Origin of the sequence: Rugamonas rubra, from assembly GCF_900114705.1 — a bacterium.
GTDB lineage: Bacteria > Pseudomonadota > Gammaproteobacteria > Burkholderiales > Burkholderiaceae_D > Rugamonas > Rugamonas rubra.
The window spans coordinates 79339-103418 of record NZ_FOTW01000017.1; the positions used below are offsets into that span (position 1 = coordinate 79339).

The window sequence follows — 24080 nt, forward strand, 5'->3', positions numbered from 1 at the left end:
AAACTCATGCCTTGCCTCCGTCCTGTTTGGCCTTCGGCTCTTTTTTCTTGAACATCTCGAGCATGCGCTGGGTGACCAAAAAGCCGCCGAAGACGTTGACCGCCGCCAGCGCGACGGCGACGGTGCCGGCGATCTGGCCGACCAGGCCTTCGGTCAAACCGGCGGCCAGCATGGCGCCGACGATGATGATCGCCGAGACGGCGTTGGTGACCGCCATCAGCGGCGTGTGCAGCGCCGGCGTGACGTTCCAGACCACGTGGTAGCCGACGTAGATGGCCAGCACGAAGATGATCAGATTGGTGATGGTGTGGGTGACTTCCATATTCTTCTCCAGTTATTTGCGCAGCACTTCGCCGCCGGCGCACATCAGCGCGGCCTTGAGGATCTCGTCTTCGCGGTCGATCACCAGCTTGTCTTCCTTGTCGAAGATCAGCTTGAGGAAGTCGAGCACGTTGCGCGCGTACAGCGCCGAGGCGTCGGCCGCCACCAGGGTGGCCAGGTCGGGTTCGCCGACGATGTGCACGCCGTACTTGACCACGGTCTTGTTCAATTCCGACAGCGGGCAGTTGCCGCCCTGCGAGACGGCCAGGTCGACGATCACCGAGCCCGGCTTCATGGCCTTGACGGTCTCCTCGGAGATCAGCACCGGCGCCGGCCGGCCGGGGATCAGCGCGGTGGTGATGATGATGTCGGCCAGCTTGGCGCGCTCGTGCACCAGCTCGGCCTGGCGGCGCATCCAGTCGGCCGGCATCGAGCGGGCGTAGCCGCCGACGCCCTTGGCGATCTCGCGCTCCTCGTCGGTCAGGAAGGGCACGTCGATGAACTTGGCGCCGAGCGACTCGACCTGCTCCTTGACGGGCGGACGCACGTCGGAGGCTTCGATCACCGCGCCCAGGCGCTTGGCCGTGGCGATGGCCTGCAGGCCGGCCACGCCGACGCCCATGATCAGCACGCGCGCCGCCTTCACCGTGCCGGCCGCCGTCATCAGCATCGGCATGAAGCGCTGGTAGGTGTTGGCCGCCACCATCACCGCCTTGTAGCCGGCGATGTTGGCCTGCGACGACAGCACGTCCATCGACTGGGCGCGGGTGATGCGCGGCACCGCCTCGAGGGCGAAGGCCTGCAACCCGGCCGCCGCCATGGCGGCGTTGTTGTCGGCGTCGAAGGGGTTGAGCATGCCGACCACCACCGTCCCCGGGGTCATCAGCGCGCGTTCATCAACATTCGGTGCGCGTACCTTGAGCACCACGTCGGCGCCGAAGGCTTGCGCCGCCGTGCCGATCTGCGCGCCGGCGGCGGCATAGGCCTCGTCCGTCACCGAGGCCGTCAGGCCCGCGCCGGACTGCACGATGATCTGGTGTTTGGCTGCGAGCTTTTTGACTGTCTCGGGCGTTGCCGCCACGCGGGTCTCGCCCGACCGCGTCTCGGCCGGTATGCCTATTCTCATAAATGCCTCCAAAGGTTGATAAACTGACTAGAATCTAACACGGAAAGCCTTGACCACAACAGTTTTGCCCCAGCAACAATTAGGGGCGTCCCACTAGTCCATACCGTGCCGCAAGGGGCTGTGCCGCTGCCGCGAGGCCTACTATACTTGCTATTTATTTATCAATAAATACGCCATTTATCACTACATTTATTACTATTTGTAATGAATCCGCAACAAAAGACGTGAACAAGCGGAAAAGCCAACAGTCGACCATAGTTTTTCCGCATCAACTTTGTTCTATTTCAAGGTAAAGCCAATTAATGACAACACGATGAAAGAACGAAGCGCGCGGAACAGGCTAAAATGTCGGCTCTTTCAAGGATGACTCATGCCGCGTATCTGGAAACCCTCTGTTACTGTTGCCGCCATCATCGAACGGGATGGCCGCTTTTTGCTGGTCGAAGAAGAGACCAGCGACGGCATCCGCCTCAACCAGCCGGCCGGCCACCTGGACCCGCATGAGTCGCTCGAGCAGGCGGTGATCCGCGAGACGCTGGAGGAGACGGCGCACGATTTCACGCCCACCGCGCTGGTCGGCATGTACATGTCGCGCTACACCTCGCGCCGCACCGGCGAGGAGGTCACCTACCTGCGCTTCACCTTCTGCGGCGTGCCCGGCGCCGAATACGACCAGCCGCTCGACGACGGCATCATCCGCACCCTGTGGATGACGCGCGACGAGATCGCCGCCTGTCCCGAGCGCCACCGCAGCCCGCTGGTGCTGCAGTGCGTCGACGAATACCTGTCCGGTCTGCGCGCGCCGCTGGCGCTGCTGCACACCCACGCTTCCGTGTTCAAGGAAGTGGAATCTACCTAATTTGGAAATGAAGCAAGATGAGTAAGAAGAAAGTCGTGATCGGCATGTCGGGCGGGGTCGATTCCTCGGTCGCGGCATGGATGCTGAAGGAGCAAGGCTACGAGGTGGTCGGCCTGTTCATGAAGAACTGGGAGGACGACGACGACTCAGAGTACTGCTCGACGCGGCAGGACTGGATCGACGCGGCCAGCGTGGCCGACGTGATCGGCGTCGACATCGAGGCGGTCAACTTCGCCGCCGAATACAAGGACCGCGTGTTCGCCGACTTCCTGCGCGAATACCAGGCCGGCCGCACGCCCAACCCGGACGTGCTGTGCAACGCCGAGATCAAGTTCAAGGCCTTCCTCGACCATGCCATGCACCTGGGCGCCGACCTGATCGCCACCGGCCACTACGCCCGCGTGCGCCAGAACGGCGCCCGGTTCGAGCTGCTCAAGGCGCTCGACCACACCAAGGACCAGAGCTACTTCCTGCACCGTTTAAACCAGGCGCAGCTGTCGAAGACCCTGTTCCCGCTGGGCGAGATCCCCAAGACCGAGGTGCGCCTGATCGCCGAGAAGCTGGCGCTGCCGAACGCCGCCAAGAAGGACTCGACCGGCATCTGCTTCATCGGCGAGCGGCCGTTCCGCGAGTTCCTCAACCGCTACCTGTCGTACAAACCGGGGCCGATGATGACGCCGGACGGCAAGGTGGTCGGCGAGCACGTCGGCCTGAGCTTCTACACGCTGGGCCAACGCAAGGGCATCGGCGTCGGTGGCATGAAGGCCTACAAGAACCCGGACGGCAGCAGCGACGCCTGGTATGTGGCGAAGAAGGACGTGGTCAACAACATCCTCTACATCGTGCAGGGGCACGACCACCCGTGGCTGCTGTCGGCCGCGCTGAGCGCCGACCAGGCCAGCTGGATCGCCGGCCACGCCCCCGAGGCGCGCGGCATGGCGGCCAAGACGCGTTACCGCCAGGCCGACGTGGCCTGCGCCATCGCGCCCGCCGGCGACAGCGAGTTCGCGCTCAGCTTCAGCGAGCCGCAGTGGGCGGTCACGCCGGGCCAGTCGGCCGTGCTGTACGACGGCGACGTTTGCCTCGGCGGCGGCATCATCGCCGGCTCCGGCCCGGCCTGAGGCGGGGGCTCAGCCCTCGCCGCCCTCGGCGGCGGCCGCGCCGTCGTTCTGCGCGGCCAGCGCGGCGCGCTGCCGCTTGACCATGGCGATGACGGTGTTGCGGATGGTGTTGAGCACGGTGTCGGCCTTGAACGGCTTGACGATGAAGCCGTTGACGCCCATCGCGTGGGCCGCCTGCACGGTGGCGGCGTCGAACTCGCTCGACACCATGAAGATCAGGCTCTTCGGCCAGGTGCTGCGGATCTCGCGCAGCACCTGCGGATCGCTCTCCATCTGCTCGCGCGCCATGCAGATCATCTGCGGGTGGTACTTGACCATCAGCGCCATGCCGCTGGCGCAGGTGTGGCCCTGGCCGACGACGTCGTAGCCGCCGTCCAGCAGGACCGTGTTGAGCAGGCCGCGCGCCACGGCGCTGGAATCGATAATGACCGCTTTTAACATCGTAAAGAACCTCTAATCACATTTGAGCTGTTGTTGTTCGACGCGCGTCCGGGGCCGCCCCCACCGCTGTTACTTCTCCCAAGCCAGCATGTTCCAGCTCACGCCGACCCGCACGTCCGTCTTCAATTCCACTAGTTGTCTTGAAAGATACAGCATTTCCCGCTCTTTTCGTAGTGTTTCTCCAAGGGTATCCTTGAGAATGCCGGCGCCGGCCATGATCGCGTCCAGAGTGCCGTAGGTGCGCAACAGTCTTGCCGCCGTCTTGACGCCGACCTTGGACACGCCGGGGATGCTGTCGGTGACGTCGCCCATCAGCGCCAGCAGGTCGGGCAGCTGCTCGGGCGGCACGCCCCATTTGCGCTCGACCCAGGGGGCGTCGTGCCATTCGCTCTTGAAATGGTCCCACACCATGGCGCCCTGGGCGATCAGGCCGTGCAGGTCCTTGTCGGTGCTGGCCACGGTGGCCTCGCCGCGCCCCTCGGCCAGCCAGCGCAGCACCACCGTGCCGATCACGTCGTCGGCCTCCACCTCCGGCACCGACACCACGTGCAGGCCGAAGCCGGCCAGCTTGTCGTAGAAGGCCGGCAGGCGTTCGCGCAGCACGGCCGGCATCGGCGCGCGGCCCTCGCGGTAGCGCGCGTACAGGGCGTGGCGCCAGGTGGTCCCGCCGAAGTCGAAGGCCGGCAGCACGTGGCTGGGCGCGTGCTCGGTGATCAGGGTGCGGAAGGACGACAGGGCGTGGCGCAGGGCGGTGTCGGCCTTCTCGGCCGAGTCCGGTTCGGGACTGGCTTCGTAGACGCGGCGCACAATGTTGAGGCCGTCGATGGCGAGTAATCTACCCATGTAGCTGGTTCCGGGCGTGTTCAATCGCATATTTTACAACACCGCCCCGGCGCGGCGGACGGCGCCGGGGCGGCGGCGCGGCGGACGCCAGCGGTAGCATCCGGCAAGAAAGCGCAGTACACTCGAATCCGGTTCCGCCGGGTAATGTTCCGGCGGCCGCGCGGCGCGCCCCGGGGCCGGCGCCGCCCGACCACCCCGCCACCACCGGAGCATCCATGACCTTGTTTTCCCCGCGCTACCTGGCCTTCCTGGTCTGCCTGCTGACCCTGCCGCTGTCGCTGTTCCTGCTCGACGGCCCGTGGCTGCCGCTGTTGTCGGGCGCGCTGGTGCTCGTCGGCGTCGCCGACATGATGCAAAGCAAGCGCGCGCTGCGCCGCAACTACCCCATCCTGGCCCACTTCCGCTTCTTCTTCGAGTCGATCCGGCCGGAGATCCGCCAGTATTTCCTGGAGGACGACACGGTGGCCGCACCGTTCTCGCGCAACCAGCGCAGCATCGTCTACCAGCGCGCCAAGGTCGAGACCGACAAGCGCCCCTTCGGCACCCAGCTCGACGTCTACCAGGCCGGCTACGAGTGGATCAACCACTCGATCCAGCCGGCCGTGGTGGCCGAGCCGAACTTCCGCATCGAGATCGGCAACCATCCCGACTGCCCGCGCGCCCAGCCCTACTCGGCCAGCGTGTTCAACATTTCGGCGATGAGCTTCGGCGCGCTGTCGGCCAACGCGATCTTGGCGCTGAACGGCGGCGCCAAGCTCGGCGGCTTCATGCACGACACCGGCGAAGGCAGCATCAGCCCCTACCACCGCGAGCACGGCGGCGACCTGGTGTGGGAGATCGGCTCCGGCTACTTCGGCTGCCGCAACCCGGACGGCAGCTTCTCCGAGGCCAACTTCGTCGCCAACGCCACCACGCCGCAGGTCAAGATGATCGAGCTGAAGTTGTCGCAGGGCGCCAAGCCGGGCCAGGGCGGCATCTTGCCCGGCCCCAAGGTGAGCATCGAGATCGCCACCACGCGCGGCGTCACGGCCGGGCGCGACTGCGTCTCGCCGGCCAGCCACTCGGCCTTCGCCACGCCGCTGGAGATGCTGGCCTTCCTCGACAAGCTGCGCACCCTGTCGGGCGGCAAGCCGACCGGCTTCAAGCTGTGCATCGGCCACCCGTGGGAGTTTTTCGCCATCGTCAAGGCCATGCTGGCGAGCGGCATCACGCCGGACTTCATCGTCGTCGACGGCGGCGAGGGCGGCACCGGCGCCGCGCCGGTCGAGTTCAGCGACCACGTCGGCACGCCGCTGCAGGAGGCCCTGCTGCTGGTGCACAACACCCTGGTCGGCGCCAAGCTGCGCGAGCGCATCAAGATCGGCGCCTCGGGCAAGATCATCACCGCCTTCGACATCGCCCGCACCATCGCGCTGGGCGCCGACTGGTGCAACTCGGCGCGCGGCTTCATGTTCGCGCTCGGCTGCATCCAATCGCAGAACTGCCACACCGACCGCTGCCCGACCGGCGTGGCGACCCAGGACAAGCTGCGCCAGCGCGCCCTGGTGGTGCCGGACAAGACGCAGCGCGTCGCCCACTTCCACCAGAACACCATGAAGGCGCTGGCCCAGCTGATCGCCGCCGCCGGCCTGAGCCATCCGAACCAGCTCAAGCCGCACCACATCGTGCGGCGCATCTCGCCCAACCAGGTCAAGCTGGCCTCGGCCCTGCTGCCCTACCTGGAGCCGGGCGAGCTGCTCGACCCGAGCCAGCTGTCGCGCCTGCCGCCGGTGTTCGGCCTGTACTGGCCGCTGGCCCAGGCCGAATCCTTCCACCAGCTGGGCTGAGGCGGCCGGCGTCGTTTTTCCGCACAAGATCCGCGTCCTTATCACTTTTTCCACCTAAGCGAGGCGTTTCGGGTTATTTTTCGGTTGCCAATTTATCTTTATTTATTGGCACGATCAAACCACCCACCACGCGAAAAAAGGTCACCGATGAAGTTAGTCGCACTCCTCTCCTCCCTGCTGCTCGCCGCCGGCGCGCAAGCCGCCCCCACCCTGGTCGGCGACACCGTCGACGCCGGCATGTACCGCACCGTCGACACCGGCCGCGGCATAGGCCGCATCGGCGGCTTCGGCCTGGAAGCGCCCTTCGTCGTGCAGGCCGGCACAGCCGATCTGCAACAATACAGCGTGGCCTACAGCCTGAACGTCGAAGGCGACAAATTCCTCATCGACTTCCTCCATCCCAGCCAGTGGGGGGTAGGCATCGTGTTCCGCCTGAGCGGCCTGGACTTTTCGCCCGCCGGCGGCCACCTGTCGTCGCTGACGGTGGACAGCAATCTGAGCGGCTACACGCTGAACGTCGGCAAGGATTACGTCGAGATCGGCCTGGCCGGCGTCAAGGGCACGGCGGACTCCTACTTCACCGGCAGCTTCGACGTCAGCGCCGTGCCGGAACCGTCGTCGTGGGCCATGCTGGCGCTCGGCCTGGGCGCGCTGGGCGCGGCGGCGCGGCGGCAGAAGCGGAAAGCCGGCGCGGTCTAATACTTACTTGCGAAAGAAGATCACCGCCGGCAAATGCGCAAAATGCGCGTCACAGGTCAGCAGCGACGCCTTGTGCAGCCTGGCGGTGGCATAGATGATCGCGTCGGCGGTCGCCAAGCCATATTGGCGATGCATGCGGGCGGCCTGAAATGCGATCTTTGTCGTGAGTGGCACGACGTCGCAGCGACGGGTATAGCGAAGCACATTTCTAATCCGTGCCACGCCGTGGTTATGCATGCCCCACTTGGCCAACTCCAACTGAACGATGGTCGGCACCACACAATTGGGCCAAGTGGCGAACAGCGGCGCCATTTGTCCGCCAAGCGGGCTGTCAAGCAAGCACTCGATCCAGGCGGATGTATCGATCGCCAACATTAGTAGCGATCATCGCGATCACGGTAACCGGTCGGGTCGGCGCCACGCATGGCGCCGCGCAGATCCTCGATGGCCAAATCCGCCTTCGCTTCGTCTTCCTCGTCCAGCTCGCCAAACATTCCATTAAGCTCGGCCTCATCCTCCTGCAGCGCAGCGAGTAGCTCCAGGGTGGTGGGCTCGATCTGCACATTGATCCCGTGCACGACGAAAACAAACAGCTGTCCAGCCTGCCAACCCAAGCGCCGCGCCACTTCCGCCGGAATGGGCAAGCTCATGTCGGCCGTGAGTGTCGATGTGAAAATCATATCGCCCCCAGAAAGAATCAAGACGTCCTTCGGAAAGTATATACCTGCCTTGCAGACGGCCGGCTTGCGATGCCGCAGCGTCGACCGTGCTCAACGATGGCCGCTGGCTTGGCCAGTGCCGTTGCCGTCCACCTAATCGCCATACCGCGCAAAGAAGGCGTTGACCTCTTCCACGCTGGCGAACTCGCCCCGGTCCGCCTCGGCGATGCCCTCTTCGATGTCGCGGATTTGGCCGGCCTCGGACTCGACATAGCTCTGCAACGCGGCCACGGCGATATTGCTCTTGCTCCGGCCGGTCAGCTTGGCGAGTTTGTCGAGCGCGCCCGCGAGGTCGGCCGGCAGGCGGACCGTCATCGGTTTCCCGGCGTTGGGTTTCTTGATGTCCATGGGAGCGAGCGAAGGGTGGAAGTCCCGCAGCGGTCACATCGGGGACAAGCTTCGGCAAGTATATACCCGCCCTATGGGCAGCGCGCTTGCGCCGCCGCAGGAGGGCGCAGCGGCTCAGCGCTGCACGTGCAGCATGATGACGCGCTTGCTCGAATTCGAGGAGGAAGAGGACGAGGAGGAGCTGGCGGAGTCGGACGCGGCCGGCTTGGCCGGTGTGTCGCAACTGCCGCAACTGCCGCAACCGGAGCCGCAGCTCGGGCCGGTCTTGAACAGCTTGGCCATCTTGGCCTGGTCGAAGCCGCGCCGCGCCAGGAAGTGGACGATCTGCTGGCGCCAGGCCAGCGGCAGGTACTTGGTGCAGAAGTGTAGCGCGGCACCGCCGACGATGAGGAAGACGATCAGTTGCTGCCACATATCAGGCTCCGCTCAGGGCAAGGGCGATGCGGTAGGTCAGGAACGAGGCCGTGTAGGCCAGCGCGAACATGTAGCCGGCCATCAGCAGCGGATAGCGCCAGCTGGACGTCTCGCGCTTGACCACGCTGAGCGTCGACATGCACTGCGGCGCGAACACATACCAGGCCAGCAGCGACAAGGCGGTCGGCAGCGTCCACGAGCCGGCGATGATGGGCGCCAGCGACTGCGCCAACTCGTCGCCGGTCTGCGACAGCGCGTACACCGTGCCCAGCGCGCCGACCGCCACTTCGCGCGCGGCCAGGCCGGGCACCAGGGCGATGCAGATCTGCCAGTTGAAGCCGATCGGCGCGAAGATGAACTCCAGGCCGCGGCCCAGCAGGCCGGCCAGGCTGTAGTAGATCGGCGGATGGGTGGCGCCCTCGGGCGCGCCGGGGAAGCTGCTGAGGAACCACAGCAAAATCATCAGCGTCAAAATGATGGTGCCGACCCGCGAGACGAAGATCTTGGCGCGTTCCCACAGGCCCATGCCCAGGTTGCGCAGGTGCGGCCAGTGGTAGCTGGGCAGCTCGAGCATCAGCGGGTGCTGGTGTTGCGAGCCCATGCCGCGCTTCATCACCCAGGCCACCGCCATCGCCGAGGCGATGCCGGCGAAGTACAGCGCGAACAGCACCAGGCCCTGCAGGCTCATGAAGCCGGCCACCTCGCGCTCGGGGATGAAGGCGGCGATGATCAGGGCGTACACCGGCAGCCGCGCCGAGCAGGTCATCAAGGGCGCGATCATGATCGTCACCAGGCGGTCGCGCGGGTTCTGGATGGTGCGCGCGGCCATGATGCCGGGAATGGCGCAGGCGAAGCTCGACAGCAGCGGGATGAAGGCGCGACCCGACAGGCCGACCCCGCCCATCAGGCGGTCGAGCAGGAAGGCGGCGCGCGGCAGGTAGCCGCAGTCCTCCAAAATCAGGATGAAGAAGAACAGGATCAAAATCTGCGGCAGGAACACCAGCACGCTGCCGGCGCCGCCGAGGATGCCCTCGACCAGCAGGCTGCGCAGCAGGCCCTCCTGCATGTGGGTGGCGAGCAGCTGGCCGAGCCCGCCAACGCCGTCCTTGATCAGGTCCATCGGCGTGTTGGCCCAGCTGAACACGGCCTGGAACACCAGGAACATCAGCAGCGCCAGAATGACCGGGCCGAGCACGGGATGCAGCACCACGTCGTCGATCTTCTCGCTCAGGTTGCCGGTGTCGTGGAAGTCGTTGCTGACGGCGGCCAGGATGCGCCGCACCTCGCGCTGGGTCTGCTCGACCGGCACCGCGTCGATCGCCGCCAGCGGTTGCACCTTGACCTGGTGCAGCGGCCACATGGCGTCGAGCGCGCGCAGCAGCGACTTCTCGCCGCCGTTCTGCACCGCCACCGTCTCGACCACCGTCATGCCCAGCTCGACGGCCAGCTTGTCGGCGTCGATCTCGATGCCGCGCTTCTTGGCCACGTCGACCATGTTCAGCGCCAGCACCATCGGCAGGCCGAGCCGCTGGATCTCCAGCACCAGGCGCAGGTTCAGGCGCAGGTTGGTGGCGTCGACCACGCACACCACCACGTCGGGCGACTGCTCGCCCTCGCGCAGGCCGGCCACCACGTCGCGCGTGATGGCCTCGTCCGGCGTGTGCGCCGACAGGCTGTAGGCGCCGGGCAGGTCGAGCACGCGGAAGGGCCGCCCGTCCGGCGAGGTGAACAGGCCTTCCTTGCGTTCGATGGTCACGCCGGCGTAGTTGGCCACCTTCTGCCGCGCCCCGGTCAGGCGGTTGAACAGCGCGGTCTTGCCGCAGTTGGGGTTGCCCAGCAGGGCGACCATCGGCAATTGCGCCACCACCGGCGCGCTGTGATCCAAAGCGCCCATGCTCACTCCGCCTGTATCGAGACCAGCGCCGCCTCGAAGCGGCGCAGCGCGAAGGTCGAGTTGCCGACCTTGATGGCCAGCGGCTCGCCGCCCGGCACGCCGCGCTTGAGCATGCGGATCTTCTCACCCGGCACGAAACCCAGCTCCATCAGCCGGCGTGCCAGGTCGGCGCCGTCGCCCGCGTCGCCCGGCGCGACATGCACCACGGTGCCGCTGCTGCCCACCTTCAGGGCGTCTAGTGTGATCAGGGTGGGGGCGAGTGTCATGAGCAAAGTGTCCGGTTATGTATAACAACGACGTTACGACGGCAATCCAACAATACAGCACAGCAGAAATGCGGCCCCGGCCCACGCCAATATAACGTTCCGGCCGGAAAGACCAATACTAGCATTATAAACGGTAATGCGAATAGTTTCTATTTGCGCTTGCAAACTGCTGAAAGTTGCGGCAGAATGCATCAGGTAATGATAATGATTCGCATTAGGTAGAAGCCAACATTGTCTTGCCCACAGCCGCCGACCCCGCCCCCGTCGCCCCGTGCCTGTGCCGACCGCCCTTTGATTGACGTTGCCTTTCCCGACTTATAGGTACACCGATGATTGTATGTGTCTGCAACAACATATCCGACCGCGAGATCCGCCAGGCCATCGACCTGGGCCTGAACTCCATGGCCGAGCTGCGCCGCGACCTCGGCGTGGCCACCTGCTGCGGCAAGTGCCACAGCTGCGCCAAGGAGGTGCTGGGCGACCATCTGGAGCGCATCCAGGAAACCGTGTTGGCGCGTCCCGTGCTGACCACCTGAGAACACTGAAAGCATTCATATGAGCAGCATGACGATGTCGTCGGCCTACGGCGCCGACCTGGGCCAGCCCGGCCTGAAGCAGCGTTGCGCCAAGCTGGCCCCGCTGGCCGGCATTGTCGTCCTGCACGGCGTGTTGTTCTACCTGCTGCAAACGGGCACGCTGCACCAGATGGTGCGCGCCCTGCCGCAGGTGGTCAACGTGACCTTCGTCGCCGCCGAACCGCCGCCGCCGCCGCCCAAGCCGAGCAGCCCGCCGAAGACCGTCGCGCTGGCGCAGGCGCCGACCTTCGTGCCGCCGCTGCCGCTGCTGAGTACGCCGCAGATCGAGCCCACCATCACCCTGCCGCCGGCCGCGCCGGCGCGCGCCATCGAGGCCCGCGTCGCCACCAGCAGCACCGCCGCCGTCACCCCGTCCGCCGCGCCCAGCGCGCCGAAGACCGTCACCGGCGTCGAATACCTGCGCGCGCCGCAGCCGGTCTACCCCAACATCTCGCGCCGCCTGGGCGAAACCGGCGTGGTGATGCTGCGCGTGCTGATCGGCGAGAAGGGCCTGCCCGAGCAGGTCTCGGTGCACAAGTCGTCCGGCTCGAGCAACCTCGACGAAGCCGGCCGCCAGGCCGCCCTGCGCGCCCTGTACAAGCCCTACCTCGAGGACGGCAAGCCGGTCTCGGTCTACGTGCTGGTGCCGATCAACTTCCAGATGAGCTGAGCCGCCCCGGCCAGCCCCCCCCTCCCCCCGTTCGGCCCGCGGCGCCGGCCGCGCCGCCCGGCGCCGGCCGGCGCCGTTGCATTGCGCCCACCGGAATGCGAATAGCAACAATTCTCATTTACTTTCAAACCGCACTTCGTTACAATCTCACACAATATTTAATCTACATCAAATTTTTACCCAGCCAGCGCGGCAGTGGCAACAGCCGCCGCCGCCAGCCAGCACACCACCCATCGACGAGAGAAGACATGGCATTCATCAAGAGCCGTAAGCACGCCCCCCTGAGCATGACCCAACATGTCGGCACCGCCCTGGCGGCGATGCTGCTGCCGGTCGCCGCCCACGCCGCCGAGGCCGCCCCGGCCCCGGCCGCCGCCACCGCGCAGACCGGCCAGACCCTGCAGGAAGTCAAAGTGCTCGGCGCCAAAGAGAACGATTTCAAGGCCGACAAGGCCAGCTCGCCCAAGTACACCGAGGCGCTGGTCAACACGCCGCAAACCATCACCGTCATCAAGCGCGAGCTGATCGAGCAACAGGGCGCCGTCACGCTGACCGAGGCGCTGCGCAACACCCCCGGCGTGGGCACCTTCTTCCTCGGCGAGAACGGCAGCACCAACACCGGCGACGCCATCTACATGCGCGGCTTCGACACCTCCGGCAGCATCTATGTCGACGGCGTGCGCGACGTCGGCTCGATCTCGCGCGACGTCTTCAACATCGAACAGATCGACGTGCTCAAGGGCCCGGCCGGCACCGACAGCGGGCGCAGCGCGCCGACCGGCTCGGTCAACCTGAGCACCAAGCAACCGACGCTGGAAAATTCCTTCGGCGCCATCGTCACCGTCGGCAGCGCCAAGCAGAAGCGCGTCGCCGCCGACTGGAACCACGTCATCAACGCCGACACCGGCACCGCCGTGCGCCTGAACGTGCTCGACCAGGACAGCGAGAACCCGGGCCGCCGCGAGGTCAAGAACAAGCGCTGGGCCATCGCGCCCACCGTCGCCTTCGGCCTGAACGGCAAGACCCGCGTCTTCCTCGACTTCCTCCACGTCAAGCAGGACAACGTGCCCGACGGCGGCGTGCCGACCATCGGCCTGCCCGGCTACAGCAGCCCGGACAAGGCCCGCCCCTACATCGCCAACGCGCCCAAGGTCGACCCGAAGAACTTCTACGGCGCCACCTCGGACTTCGACAAGGTCAAGGCCGACATGGTCACCCTGCGCGTCGAGCACGACTTCTCGCCGACGCTGAAACTGCAAAACACCACGCGCTACGGCAAGACCCAGCAGAACTACCTGCTCACCGGCTTCATGGGCCGCACCGAGAACCTGTGGACCGAATCGCGCATGGTCGACAAGAAACTCGTCGACGTCGGCGCCGTCGCCACCGATCCGAGCACCTGGAAGCTGGACCGCACCATCCGCACCGTGCGCGACCGTGAAAACACCATCCTGACCAACCAGACCAACGTCACCGCCGAGTTCGACACCGGCGCCTTCAAGCACACCATGGTGGCCGGCCTGGAGCTGACCAGCGAGAAGCAGACCAGCTACGGCTACAAGGGCACCGGCATCTTCAAGGAACTGACTCCGCTGTACGCGCCGAACCCCAACGCGCAGCCGCAGGACCTGAACTTGGCGCGCGACGGCACGTTCATCGACACCACCGTCAACACCCAGAGCGCCTACCTGTTCGACACCGTCAAGATCGGCGAGAAGTGGATGATCAACGGCGGCGTGCGTCTGGACCGCTTCGACATCGGCTACAGCGACATCGTGCTGAGCACCGCCACCAACAAACTGCTGCCGGTCGGCACGCCGGTGCCGACCCGCCTGAGCGCCGCCGACACCCTGGTCAACGGCAAGATCGCCGCGCTGTACAAGCCGACCCCGGACAGCAGCGTCTACGCCATGTACGCCACCTCCAAGGCGCCGCCGGGCGGCAGCACCTTCGCGCTGAGCGCCTCGGCCAGCAGCGCGTCCAACGCCAACTACGAGCCGCAGGTCACCACCACCAAGGAGATCGGCACCAAGTGGGACTTCCTGAAACAGAAGCTGGCCCTGACGGCGGCGCTGTACCAGACCGTGGTCAAGAACGAGGTCGAACAGGACCAGACCGACCTGCTGAAGTACTACCAGACCGGCAAGAAGCAGGTGCAGGGCATCGAGATCGGCGTCACCGGCGAGCTGATGCGCAACTGGCTGGTCAGCGCCGGCTACACCCGCATGAACGCCACGGTCGAGTCGGGCAAGATGGTCTCGGCCAACCTCAGCAACAGCCTGGTCTACACGCCCAAGCAGGCCTTCACCGCCTGGACCTCGTACACCCTGCCGATGGGCCTGAAGCTGGGCGGCGGCGCGCGCTTCGTCGACCAGCTGCTGCGCGGCACCGACGGCGCCATCGGCACCCCGGTCTCGACCGACTCCTACTGGGTCTACGACGCCATGGCCACCTACCCGGTCAGCAAGAACGTCGACCTGCAGCTGAACGTCTACAACCTGGCCGACAAGCAGTACGTCGCCTCGATCAACAAGAGCGGCTACCGCTACACCCCGGGCGCGCCGCGCTCGGTCAGTGTCAGCGCCAACTTCCACTTCTGATCGCCGGCGCGCCGGCCGGCGCCGCCACCGCAACCCCGCCCCTTGCCGGCGGGGTTTTTTTTCGCGCGCCGGGCGGAAACTGCCCGAAAGCAACACTTCGCCGCGCGCCCCGGATATTTCGCCGCCTTGCCGCATTAATTGACACACGCCAGCCGCCCTCTGCTATTCTTAATCGAGTTCCTCCCCTCCTCCTTGCCACCGGCCTGTTGGTTTTCTCAGCGCTGATCGGCGCCAATCTGCGAGCCTGCTCTGCAGTTGTGGCACTACACCCCCTTGTCTGCGCCCCCGACTGAAACGCCACTCTTCACGCGGGCCACACCATGCACCGGACCAGCCTTGGCGGCAACGCCAGCGAACGCCCCAGCGGCCTCGAGGGCAACCTCGAACTGCTGCGCCAGGAAACCCTGCTCAAGACCGGCGCCCTGCAGGACGCCATCTTCAACAGCGCCTACTTCTCCAGCATCGCCACCGACGAGAAGGGGGTGATCCAGATCTTCAACGTCGGCGCCGAGCGCATGCTCGGCTACGCCGCCCTCGACGTGCTCAACCGCATCACCCCGGCCGACATCTCCGACCCCGCCGAGCTGATCGCCCGCGCCGCCACGCTCAGCCTGGAGCTCGACACCCCCATCACCCCCGGCTTCGAGGCGCTGGTGTTCAAGGCCTCGCGCGGCATCGAGGACATCTACGAGCTGACCTACGTGCGCAAGGACGGCAGCCGCTTCCCGGCGGTGGTGTCGGTGACGGCGCTGCGCGACGCCGGCGAGGCCATCATCGGCTACCTGCTGATCGGCACCGACAACACCGCGCGCAAGCAGGTCGAGGCGGCCCAGGCCCTGCTCGACCAGCGCCTGCGCGACCAGCAGTTCTACACCCGCTCGCTGATCGAGTCGAACATCGACGCCTTGATGATGACCGACCCGCAGGGCATCATCTCCGACGTCAACCAGCAGATGGTGGCGCTGACCGGGCGCACCCGCGACGAGTTGATCGGCGCGCCCTGCAAGAAGTTCTTCACCGACCCGGCGCGCGCCGACGCCGCCATCCGCCGCGTGCTCACCGAGCACAAGGTCAGCGACTACGAGCTGACGGTGCGCGCCATCAACGGCGAGGAGACGGTGGTGTCCTACAACGCCGCCACCTTCCACGACCGCGACCGCCAGCTGCAGGGCGTGTTCGCCGCCGCGCGCGACGTCACCGAGCGCAAGCGCTTCGAGCGCGCGCTGGAGGACAAGAACGTCGAGCTGCAACGGGCCAGCCGGATGAAGTCGGAGTTCCTCGCCACCATGTCGCACGAGCTGCGCACCCCGCTCAACGCCATCATCGGCTTTTCCGAGGCGCTCAAGGACGGCCTGATGGGGCCCACCAGCGAGCTGCAGCACGAGTACATCGACGACATCTTCAGCAGCGGCCACCACCTGTTGGCGCTGATCAGCGACATCCTCGACCTCTCCAAGGTCGAGGCCGGCATGATGGCGCTCGAGCTCGAGCCGGTCGACCTCAACGCCCTGCTGGCCGGCAGCCTGACCATGGTGCGCGAGAAGGCGGCGGCGGCGCAGGTGGTGCTCGAACTGGCCGCGCCCGAGGCGCTGGGCGCGCCGCTGCTGGACCTGCGCAAGACCAAACAGATCGTCTACAACCTGCTCAGCAACGCCGTCAAGTTCGGCGCCGACGGCAAGGCCGTCACGCTGGCGGCGCGCCGCGTGCCGCGCGCGGTGGTCGGCACGCTGGCCGGCGACTGGCCGGTGCACCGCTTCGCGCTGGCCGACAACGAGCACCAGCACTTCCTCGAGATCAGCGTGGCCGACAGCGGCATCGGCATCTCGCCGGGCGACATGGCCAAGCTGTTCCAGGCCTTCAGCCAGATCGACAGCAGCCTGGCGCGCAAGTTCGAGGGCACCGGGCTGGGCCTGGCGATGGTCAAGCAGCTCGCCGAGCTGCACGGCGGCACGGTGGCGGTGGCCAGCGCGGTCGAGCGGGGCGCCCGCTTCGCCGTCTGGTTGCCGCTGCGCGCCGCGCTGGCGACACCGGACGCCGACTCCGCGCCGGCCGCCACGGGCCGCGCGGCTGAGGGCGGCGGCGGCGGCGGCGGCGGGGCCGAGGCCGAGGGCGCCGGCGCGGCCGCGCCGGGCGAGCGCACCGCCCTGGTGGTCGAGGACAACGACCAGGCCGCCGAGCTGGCCCGCCTGCTGCTCGAGGCCGAGGGCTTCAGCGTGCTGCGCGCCGCCAGCGCCGAGGAGGCGCTGCGCATGGCGCCGCGCCAGCCGCTCAGCCTGATCGCGCTGGACATCCAGCTGCCCGGCATCGACGGCTGGGAGTTCCTCCAGCGCATACGCGACGACGCCGCCCTGTGCCGGGTGCCGGTGGTGGTGGTCTCCGGCGGCGCCGACGCCGAGCTGGCGCTGGCCGGCGGCGCCGCCGCCGCGCTGCAAAAACCCATCAGCCGTGGCCAGCTCAAGGCCGCGCTGGCCGCGCTGGCGCTGGCGCCGGCGCCCGAGCACAGCCGCACGGTGCTGGTGGTCGACGACGACCCCAAGGCGGTCGAGGTGATCGCCGGCTTCCTCCGCCCGCCGGCCTACAGCGTGGCTAGGGCCTACAGCGGGGTCGAGGCGCTGAGCCTGGCGCAGCGCCTGCGGCCGGACCTGATCCTGCTCGACCTGATGATGCCCGGCATGGACGGCCTCGACGTCGTCGCCGCGCTGCGCGGCGACCCGTTGACGGCCGCCATCCCGCTGCTGGTGGTGACGGCCAAGCAGATCGGCGAACGGGAGCGCGGCGCGCTCGACGACGCGCGCGCGCGGCCCGTCCGCGTCGTCGAGAAGGCCGGCTTCAACCAGGGCCGCTTCCTGGCCGAGGTGCGCCGCGCCCTGGCGCCGCACTGAGGGGGCGCCATGGCCACCATACTCGTCGTCGAAGACAACCTGGCGAACATGAAGCTGGCCGCGCTGTTGCTGCGCAACGCCGGCCACCAGGTGCTGGCGGCGGCCGACGCCGAGAGCGGCCTGGCGGCGGCGCGCGCCGAACGCCCCGGCCTGATCCTGATGGACCTGCAGCTGCCCGGCATGGACGGCCTGGCCGCCACCGCCCTGCTCAAAGCCGACCCGGCCACCGCCGCCATCCCCGTCATCGCGCTGACCGCGCTGGCGATGAAGGACGACCGGGCGCGCAGCCTGGCCGCCGGCTGCGACGGCTACATCGCCAAACCGCTGCGCTACCGCGAGCTGTACGCGCTGATCGACGCCCTGCTGGGCGCAAGGAGCACCTGATGCACGCCACCGCCGCCACCATCCTGATCGTCGACGACGAGGCGAAGAACCGCAAGCTGCTCGACCTGCTGCTGCGCCCGACCGGCTACCGCACCGAGTACGCCGCCAGCGGCGAGGAGGCGCTGGCGGCGGTGCGGCGCAGCGCGCCCGATCTGATCCTGCTCGACGTGATGATGCCCGGCCTCGACGGCTACCAGGTGGCCAGCCGGCTCAAGTCGCAGGCCGCCACCGCGCGCATCCCGATCATCATGCTCACCGCGCTGACCGAGCGCGGCGCCCGCCTGGCCGGCCTCGACGCCGGCGCCGAGGAGTTCCTCAGCAAGCCGGTCGACCGCGCCGAGCTGTGGCTGCGGGTGCGCAACCTGCTGCGCCTGAAAGCCTACGGCGACCTGCAACAGCACAGCGCGGCGCTGCAGCGCCAGGTCAGCGCCCGCACCGCCGACCTGCAGCGCTTCCGCACCGCGATGGACGCCACCGCCGACGCCATCCTGCTGATCGACCGCGCCAGCATGCGCTTCGTCGAGGTCAACGCCACCAGTTGCAGCATGCTCGGCTACAGCCGCGCCGAGCTGCTCGCCGTCGGCCCGGAGGCGCTCGGCGGCGGCACCCGCGCCCAGTACGAGGGCGCCTACGACGCCATGATCGCCGGCCGCGGCGGCGCCGAGCTGTACGAGACCGAGCTGCGCCGCAAGGACGGCAGCCTGGTGCAGGTCGAGGTGCACCGCCAGGCGCTGCGCAGCGGCGCCGACTGGATCATCGTCGGCGTGGTGCGCGACATCACCGAGCGCAAGCTGGCGCAGCAGCGCCTGCACCACCAGGCCCACCACGACGCGCTGACCGGCCTGCCCAACCGCACGCTGTTCTACGACACGCTGAAGAAGACCCTGGCGCTGGCCGGCGAGCACGGCTGGCAGGTCGCCGTGCTGTTCGTCGACCTCGACCACTTCAAGAACGTCAACGACACCCTCGGCCACCTGGTCGGCGACGAGCTGCTGGTGCGCTTCAGCGAGCGGCTGGTGCAGTGCGTGCGCCTGCGCGACACCGTCGGCCGGCTCGGCGGCGACGAGTTCGCGCTGATCCTGGTGACGCCGGAGGGCCAGCAGGGCGCCGCCCAGGTGGCCAACAAGATCCTGGCGGCGCTGCGCGCGCCGTTCGAGCTGCGCGGCCACACCGTCAACGTCAGCGCCAGCATCGGCATCACCATCCACCCCGACGACGCCGACACCCCCGACGAGTTGATCAAGTACGCCGACACGGCGATGTACCAGGCCAAGCACGCCGGCCGCGACACCTACCGCTTCTTCACCGCGCAGATGAACGCCGCCGTGCTGGCCCGCCTGGAGCTGGAGACGGCGCTGCGCGCGGCGCTGGAGAACGGCGAGTTCGTGCTGCACTACCAGCCCAAGGCGCGCCTGGGCGACGGCCGCGTCGCCGGCCTCGAGGCGCTGCTGCGCTGGCAGCGCCCCGGCCACGGCCTGGTGGCGCCGGGCGAGTTCATCGCCCTGCTCGAGGAGACCGGTCTGATCGTGCGGGTCGGCAGCTGGGTCATCGCCACGGCCTGCCGGCAGATCCGCCGCTGGCTCGACTCGCCGGTCGGCGCGGTGGCGCTGTCGATCAACGTCTCGGGCCGCCAGTTCGTCGAGGGCGCCCTCGACGCCGAGGTGCTGGCGGCGCTGGTCGAGAACGCCGTGCCGGCCGAGCTGCTCGAACTGGAGCTGACCGAGACCTCGCTGATGGCCAACACGGCGCGCACCATCGACTGCCTGCGCAACCTGAAGCGGCAGCACGTCAAGATCTCGATCGACGACTTCGGCACCGGCTATTCCAGCCTGGCCTATCTGCGCCGCTTCCCCATCGACACGCTGAAGATCGACATCGCCTTCATCCGCGACGTCACCAGCAACCCGGACGCGGCCGCCATCGTGCGCGCCATCATCAGCATGGCGCACAGCCTGAACCTGAACGTGGTCGCCGAGGGCGTCGAAACGCCGGCCCAGCTGAGCTACCTGCGGCGCCACCACTGCGACCAGATCCAGGGCTACTATTTCAGCCGGCCGCTCGACGCCGAGCGGGTCGGCGAGCTGCTGCTGCAGGGCCGCCGGCTGGCGCCGCCCGAGCCCTGCGACGAGCGCCGCCAGACGCTGCTGATCGTCGACGACGACCCGCTGATGCTCGGCATGCTGGTCGAGCTGTTCAAGGACGACGGCTACCACGTCGAGACGGCGCGCTCCGGCGCCGAGGGCTTCGACGCGCTGGCGCGCCACGAGGCGCAGGTGATCCTGTGCGACCAGTGCATGCCGACACTGGACGGCGCCGCCTTCCTCGACCAGGTCAAGGCGATGTATCCGGACACGGTGCGCATCGTCCTGTCGGGCAACGCCGACCTGGCCTCGATGATGGCGGCGGTCAACAGCGGGGCGGTCGACCGCTTCTACACCAAGCCCTGGGACGGCGCGCTGCTGCGCGACAACATCCGCCAGGCCTTCCGCCACCACCGCCCGCCGTGCGGCGGCGGCCCCGGCCCGCACGGCGGCGACGCCCTGCCGGAAGCGGCCTGAGCGGCCCAGCTTCCTGCTTAAGCTTGCTTGTTGTCCATGCGGTGGATATCTCGACTCGTTGGCAGTCCGTCAAGCGCCATGCCGACCTTGGCCGAGCATGCCCGGCGTGACATTGCGCATTTCATGCTCGACGCGAAACACTCTTAGGAACTCGCCATCGACGGCATAGAAAATGCGGAACGGGAAACGGTCGATTGACCAGGTGCGCAGATCAATACCCGGGAAGAGATAGGAAAAGCGCCGCGAACCGATGCCGGGCAAGCCGCACAACAGCGTCAAGGCAGCGCCGAGATTGTCGCGAAAGGAGGTTCTTAGTGCGGGGGGAATTGCAGCGTAGTAGGCGAGCGCTTCAGCCGCGTCGTCTTCCGCGAGCGCGGACATGTCCAACTTAAGCACGGCACCAAGTCGGCGGCGTCATCAAGGCACACGGGTATCCAAGGCCTGTATGAAGTCCGCAACCGTGGCGTACTTCTTGCCCGGGCCGGCGTCGAGGGCTTCCTGAACCAGCTGATGGACGCGCAGATCCTCATCGTTCCGCGGACCGTAGCTTTCCGGAACTTCGGGAGTCGGCAGCAATAGTGCCGGATCGATGGATTTGAGGTTGCGCGTTGCCATGCTGGCGATTATACGCCGGCCGGAAAGATCCAAGCCGGGCGTACTAGTGTCGTGTTGCGTCCTTGTTGACGTGGCGCAACGACGTGGCGATCACACCAGTTTTACAGCTCGGCCCACATGCGCAACAGGTTGTGGTAGTGGCCGGCCAGGCCGACGGTGGCCTCGCTGTCGCCGTGGGCGCCGCGCAGCTTCTGGATGTTCTGGTCCAGCTCGAACAACATGCCGCGCTTCCAGTCGTCGCGCACCATGCTCTGGGTCCACATGAACGAGCAGACCCGCTCGCCGCGGGTGACCGGCTCGACCCGGTGCACGCTGCTCGAGGGGTAGACGATCAGGTCGCCGGCCGGCAGCTTGACCTCGTGCGCGCCGTAGGAGTCCATCACCACCAGCTCGCCGCCGTCGTACTCCTCGGGGCCGCTGAGGAACAAGGTCGACGACACGTCCGAGCGGATCGTCAGCGGCGTGCCGGCGCGGTTGCGGATGGCGCCGTCGATGTGCGAGCCGTAGTGCTCGCCGCCGGCGTAGCTGTTGAAGTAGGGCGGCAGGATGCGCAGCGGCAGCACGGCCGAGAAGAACAGCGGGTGGGCCGCCAGCGCGCGGGTAATGATCTCGCCCAGCTCGACGGCCAGCGGCGAGGTCTCGGCCAACTGGCGGTTGCGCTTGACTTGGGCGCCCTGCGCGCCGACGGTGACACGGCCGTCGACCCAGTCGCTGGCGGCCAAACGTTGGCGGAATTCGCTTACCTGTGCCGGCGTCAGCACGCCGGGAATATGCAGCATCATGGAAGGTCCTTTTTCTTCGTCGCGCGGGGCGGTTCTGCCGCGCGCCGCGCGCGGTGGACGGGGCGCGAAAGGGCTCCGCCGGCACCCTGGAATGATAATGGGTTTCATTCCACGCCACAACGATGATAATGGTTTTCATTCCAGGCCATTGCCTTGATTTTATGGCGTTTTTCTCACTTTTTCCGCTTCGCGCGCGCCCCGCTTCGTGGCAGAATGGCGGAATTCTTCACCATTTTAGAAAGCCTCCCATGAAGGGCGACAAAGACGTCATCAAGCTGCTCAACGCGCAGCTGACCAACGAACTCACCGCGATCAACCAGTACTTCCTGCACTCGCGCATGTATCGTCACTGGGGCTTCGACAAGCTGGCCAAAAAAGAGTACGAGGAATCGATCGGCGAGATGAAGCACGCCGACAAACTGATCGACCGCATCCTGATGCTCGACGGCCTGCCGAACGTGCAGGCGCTGCACAAGGTGATGGTGGGCGAATCGACCGAAGAGATGCTGGCCTGCGACCTGAAACTGGAACGCGGCGCCCACAGCACCGTCAAGGACGGCATCGTCGCCAGCGAGAAGGCCGGCGACTACGTCTCGCGCGACCTGCTGCTGATGATCCTGGAAGACACCGAGGAGCACATCGACTGGCTGGAAACGCAGCTCGACCTGATCGGCAAAGTCGGCCTGCAGAACTACCTGCAGAGCCAGATGTCGGAATAAGCAGGACCTCGCTGCGGCGAACCACCCACCGGCAGCAAGCCAGGGTCAGACCCTAGGGTCTGACCCTAGAATTACGCCGGTGGGTGTTCTCACCTTGGCCGCCGGCGCCGCCGCCGCCCCCCTCAGCTTGACGAACAACACGGCCACCGCGCCACACAACATCAATCCCCCCGCCAAGCGAATCACGTTCTCCGGATTGCCGCCCAGCCAGCTGCGGTAGTACAGCGGCAGCGTGAAGATCTGGATGATCATCGGGATGACGATGAACATGTTGAAAATCCCCATGTAGACGCCGGTGCGCTCGGGCGGGATGCAGTCGGCCAGCATCACGTACGGATTGCCCATGATGCTGGCCCAGGCCAGGCCGATGCCGACCATCGGCACGAACAGCAGCGCCGGCGTGTGGATCAGCGGGATGCTCAGCATGCCGATGCCGGCCAGCGCCAGGCAGACGCTGTGCATCGCCTTCGGCCCGAAGCGGCGCGTGAACGGCACCAGCGCCAGCGCGCCGACGAAGGCGACGAAGTTGTAGAAGGCGCCCACCTGCCCGGTCAACAAGCCGGCGTCGCGGAAGCCCTGCGAGCTCTGCTCGGTGGTGCCGTAGATGGTGGTCGACAGCGACAGCATGATGTACTGCCAGTAGCAGAACATGGCGTACCACTGGAACAGCTTGACCAGCGCCAGCTGCTTCATCGTCGGCGGCATCTCGCGCACCGCGTCGACGATGTCGCCCAGGGTGTGCGCCAGGCCGCTCGGCCGGGCGCGGATGGCCGCCAGCTCGTCCGCGTCGAGCGGATGCTCGGGCGTGGTCTTCAAGGTCCACAGCACGCTGCTGATCGAGAACACCGCGCCGATCAAGAACGCCACGATGACGATGTGCGGAATGTGGCTGCCGTTGACGGCGTCCTTGTTCATGCCGAACCAAACCAGCAGCGACGGCGTCAGATAGGCCAGCGTCTGCCCCAGGCCGGTGAAGGCGCTCTGCGTCAGGAAGCCGAGCGAGTGCTGGCGCGGCGCCAGCTTGTCGCTGACGAAGGCGCGGTAGGGCTCCATGGTCACGTTGTTGGCGGCGTCGAGTATCCACAGCAGGCTGGCGGCCATCCACAGGGTCGGGCTGAAGGGCATGGCCAGCAGGCCCAGGCTGCACAGGATGGCGCCGATGAGAAAGTACGGCGTGCGCCGGCCCCAGCGCGTCACCGTGCGGTCGCTCAGCGCGCCGATCAGCGGCTGCACCAGCAGCCCGGTCATCGGCCCGGCCAGCCACAGGTAGGGCAGGCTGGCCTCGTCGGCGCCGAGGTATTTGTAGATCGGGCTCATGCTGCTCTGCTGCAGTCCGAAGCTGAACTGGATGCCGAAGAAGCCGATGTTCATGTTGACGATCTGCCAGAACGACAGATGCGGTTTGTGCGTTGCCATCA

Annotated in this window: 25 protein-coding genes; 11 read left to right on the forward strand and 14 right to left on the reverse strand. The window is 67.0% G+C overall.

Annotated features, from left to right (window positions below):
- Window positions 1–4 precede the first annotated feature (4 nt).
- Window positions 5–322 (reverse strand): NAD(P) transhydrogenase subunit alpha part 2, encoded by a 318-nt coding sequence (locus BM252_RS18085; protein WP_093389066.1) that lies wholly within the window; start codon window positions 320–322, stop codon window positions 5–7.
- A 12-nt stretch (window positions 323–334) separates the two neighbouring features.
- Window positions 335–1447 carry a Re/Si-specific NAD(P)(+) transhydrogenase subunit alpha gene (locus tag BM252_RS18090; RefSeq protein ID WP_093389067.1) on the reverse strand — a complete coding sequence of 371 codons (1113 nt, stop codon included), beginning with the start codon at window positions 1445–1447 and terminating at the stop codon, window positions 335–337.
- Between the two features lie 370 nt (window positions 1448–1817).
- On the opposite strand from BM252_RS18090, the gene BM252_RS18095 reads away from it, so the two are divergent.
- Window positions 1818–2306 carry an NUDIX hydrolase gene (locus BM252_RS18095; RefSeq protein WP_093389068.1) on the forward strand — a complete coding sequence of 163 codons (489 nt, stop codon included), beginning with the start codon at window positions 1818–1820 and terminating at the stop codon, window positions 2304–2306.
- A 17-nt stretch (window positions 2307–2323) separates the two neighbouring features.
- Window positions 2324–3427: a tRNA 2-thiouridine(34) synthase MnmA gene (gene mnmA, locus BM252_RS18100; RefSeq protein WP_093389069.1), complete on the forward strand. Its 1104-nt coding sequence runs from the start codon at window positions 2324–2326 to the stop codon at window positions 3425–3427.
- A gap of 9 nt (window positions 3428–3436) precedes the next feature.
- Here the strand turns inward: mnmA and BM252_RS18105 are convergent, their stop codons facing one another.
- Together BM252_RS18105 and BM252_RS18110 are read right to left on the reverse strand one after the other, a co-directional pair.
- Complete coding sequence (locus tag BM252_RS18105; RefSeq protein ID WP_093389070.1) at window positions 3437–3868, reverse strand: response regulator; 432 nt, start codon at window positions 3866–3868, stop codon at window positions 3437–3439.
- 69 nt (window positions 3869–3937) lie between these two features.
- Window positions 3938–4711, reverse strand: coding sequence for a 5'-3' exonuclease (locus tag BM252_RS18110; RefSeq protein WP_093389071.1), 774 nt, complete (start codon window positions 4709–4711; stop codon window positions 3938–3940).
- A gap of 215 nt (window positions 4712–4926) precedes the next feature.
- Here BM252_RS18110 and BM252_RS18115 point away from each other — a divergent pair, with 215 nt between their 5' ends.
- Entirely contained in the window at window positions 4927–6537 is a 1611-nt protein-coding gene (locus BM252_RS18115) for an FMN-binding glutamate synthase family protein (RefSeq protein WP_093389072.1), read from the forward strand.
- A gap of 147 nt (window positions 6538–6684) precedes the next feature.
- Window positions 6685–7236, forward strand: a complete 552-nt coding sequence (locus BM252_RS18120) for a PEPxxWA-CTERM sorting domain-containing protein (RefSeq protein ID WP_093389073.1) — start codon at window positions 6685–6687, stop codon at window positions 7234–7236.
- Window positions 7237–7239: 3 nt separating this feature from the next.
- On the opposite strand, the gene BM252_RS18125 is transcribed toward BM252_RS18120, so the two are convergent.
- The 6 genes from BM252_RS18125 to BM252_RS18150 all read right to left on the reverse strand — a co-directional run bounded on the left by BM252_RS18125 (window position 7240) and on the right by BM252_RS18150 (window position 10877).
- Window positions 7240–7611 (reverse strand): type II toxin-antitoxin system VapC family toxin, encoded by a 372-nt coding sequence (locus tag BM252_RS18125; RefSeq protein WP_093389074.1) that lies wholly within the window; start codon window positions 7609–7611, stop codon window positions 7240–7242.
- Entirely contained in the window at window positions 7611–7916 is a 306-nt protein-coding gene (locus BM252_RS18130; RefSeq protein WP_139236593.1) for an AbrB/MazE/SpoVT family DNA-binding domain-containing protein, read from the reverse strand. Before BM252_RS18130 ends, BM252_RS18125 begins: the two co-directional genes overlap by 1 nt.
- A 132-nt stretch (window positions 7917–8048) precedes the next feature.
- Window positions 8049–8303: a CopG family ribbon-helix-helix protein gene (locus BM252_RS18135; protein ID WP_093389076.1), complete on the reverse strand. Its 255-nt coding sequence runs from the start codon at window positions 8301–8303 to the stop codon at window positions 8049–8051.
- Window positions 8304–8417: 114 nt separating this feature from the next.
- Window positions 8418–8717 carry a DUF6587 family protein gene (locus BM252_RS18140; protein WP_093389077.1) on the reverse strand — a complete coding sequence of 100 codons (300 nt, stop codon included), beginning with the start codon at window positions 8715–8717 and terminating at the stop codon, window positions 8418–8420.
- Window position 8718: 1 nt separating this feature from the next.
- Window positions 8719–10611: a ferrous iron transporter B gene (feoB, locus tag BM252_RS18145; RefSeq protein ID WP_093389078.1), complete on the reverse strand. Its 1893-nt coding sequence runs from the start codon at window positions 10609–10611 to the stop codon at window positions 8719–8721.
- 2 nt (window positions 10612–10613) lie between these two features.
- On the reverse strand, window positions 10614–10877 hold the full coding sequence (locus tag BM252_RS18150) for a FeoA family protein (RefSeq protein WP_093389079.1): 264 nt from the start codon (window positions 10875–10877) through the stop codon (window positions 10614–10616).
- A gap of 329 nt (window positions 10878–11206) precedes the next feature.
- Between BM252_RS18150 and BM252_RS18155 the strand changes: the two genes are divergently transcribed.
- From BM252_RS18155 to BM252_RS18180, 6 genes are all read left to right on the forward strand, one after another.
- Window positions 11207–11413: a (2Fe-2S)-binding protein gene (locus BM252_RS18155; RefSeq protein ID WP_093389080.1), complete on the forward strand. Its 207-nt coding sequence runs from the start codon at window positions 11207–11209 to the stop codon at window positions 11411–11413.
- Between the two features lie 19 nt (window positions 11414–11432).
- Window positions 11433–12122 (forward strand): energy transducer TonB, encoded by a 690-nt coding sequence (locus tag BM252_RS18160; protein WP_093389081.1) that lies wholly within the window; start codon window positions 11433–11435, stop codon window positions 12120–12122.
- Between the two features lie 248 nt (window positions 12123–12370).
- The gene (locus BM252_RS18165; RefSeq protein ID WP_093389082.1) at window positions 12371–14722 is read left to right on the forward strand and encodes a catecholate siderophore receptor Fiu; all 2352 of its coding nucleotides are present in this window, start codon (window positions 12371–12373) and stop codon (window positions 14720–14722) included.
- 320 nt (window positions 14723–15042) lie between these two features.
- Window positions 15043–17604, forward strand: a complete 2562-nt coding sequence (locus tag BM252_RS31725; protein ID WP_093389083.1) for a hybrid sensor histidine kinase/response regulator — start codon at window positions 15043–15045, stop codon at window positions 17602–17604.
- Between the two features lie 9 nt (window positions 17605–17613).
- On the forward strand, window positions 17614–17988 hold the full coding sequence (locus BM252_RS18175) for a response regulator (RefSeq protein WP_093389084.1): 375 nt from the start codon (window positions 17614–17616) through the stop codon (window positions 17986–17988).
- Entirely contained in the window at window positions 17988–20546 is a 2559-nt protein-coding gene (locus BM252_RS18180) for an EAL domain-containing protein (RefSeq protein ID WP_093389085.1), read from the forward strand. Before BM252_RS18175 ends, BM252_RS18180 begins: the two co-directional genes overlap by 1 nt.
- A gap of 69 nt (window positions 20547–20615) precedes the next feature.
- On the opposite strand, the gene BM252_RS18185 is transcribed toward BM252_RS18180, so the two are convergent.
- The 3 genes from BM252_RS18185 to BM252_RS18190 all read right to left on the reverse strand — a co-directional run bounded on the left by BM252_RS18185 (window position 20616) and on the right by BM252_RS18190 (window position 21943).
- Window positions 20616–20927 carry a type II toxin-antitoxin system RelE/ParE family toxin gene (locus BM252_RS18185; RefSeq protein WP_139236595.1) on the reverse strand — a complete coding sequence of 104 codons (312 nt, stop codon included), beginning with the start codon at window positions 20925–20927 and terminating at the stop codon, window positions 20616–20618.
- A 36-nt stretch (window positions 20928–20963) separates the two neighbouring features.
- Complete coding sequence (locus BM252_RS30280; protein ID WP_139236597.1) at window positions 20964–21161, reverse strand: hypothetical protein; 198 nt, start codon at window positions 21159–21161, stop codon at window positions 20964–20966.
- Between the two features lie 101 nt (window positions 21162–21262).
- Window positions 21263–21943 carry a Fe2+-dependent dioxygenase gene (locus BM252_RS18190; protein ID WP_093389087.1) on the reverse strand — a complete coding sequence of 227 codons (681 nt, stop codon included), beginning with the start codon at window positions 21941–21943 and terminating at the stop codon, window positions 21263–21265.
- Window positions 21944–22191: 248 nt separating this feature from the next.
- Here BM252_RS18190 and bfr point away from each other — a divergent pair, with 248 nt between their 5' ends.
- Window positions 22192–22662 (forward strand): bacterioferritin, encoded by a 471-nt coding sequence (bfr, locus tag BM252_RS18195; protein WP_093389088.1) that lies wholly within the window; start codon window positions 22192–22194, stop codon window positions 22660–22662.
- A gap of 45 nt (window positions 22663–22707) precedes the next feature.
- Here the strand turns inward: bfr and BM252_RS18200 are convergent, their stop codons facing one another.
- A complete protein-coding gene (locus tag BM252_RS18200; protein WP_245774323.1) occupies window positions 22708–24078 on the reverse strand; it encodes an MFS transporter in 1371 nt (456 codons plus the stop codon).
- Window positions 24079–24080 lie beyond the last annotated feature (2 nt).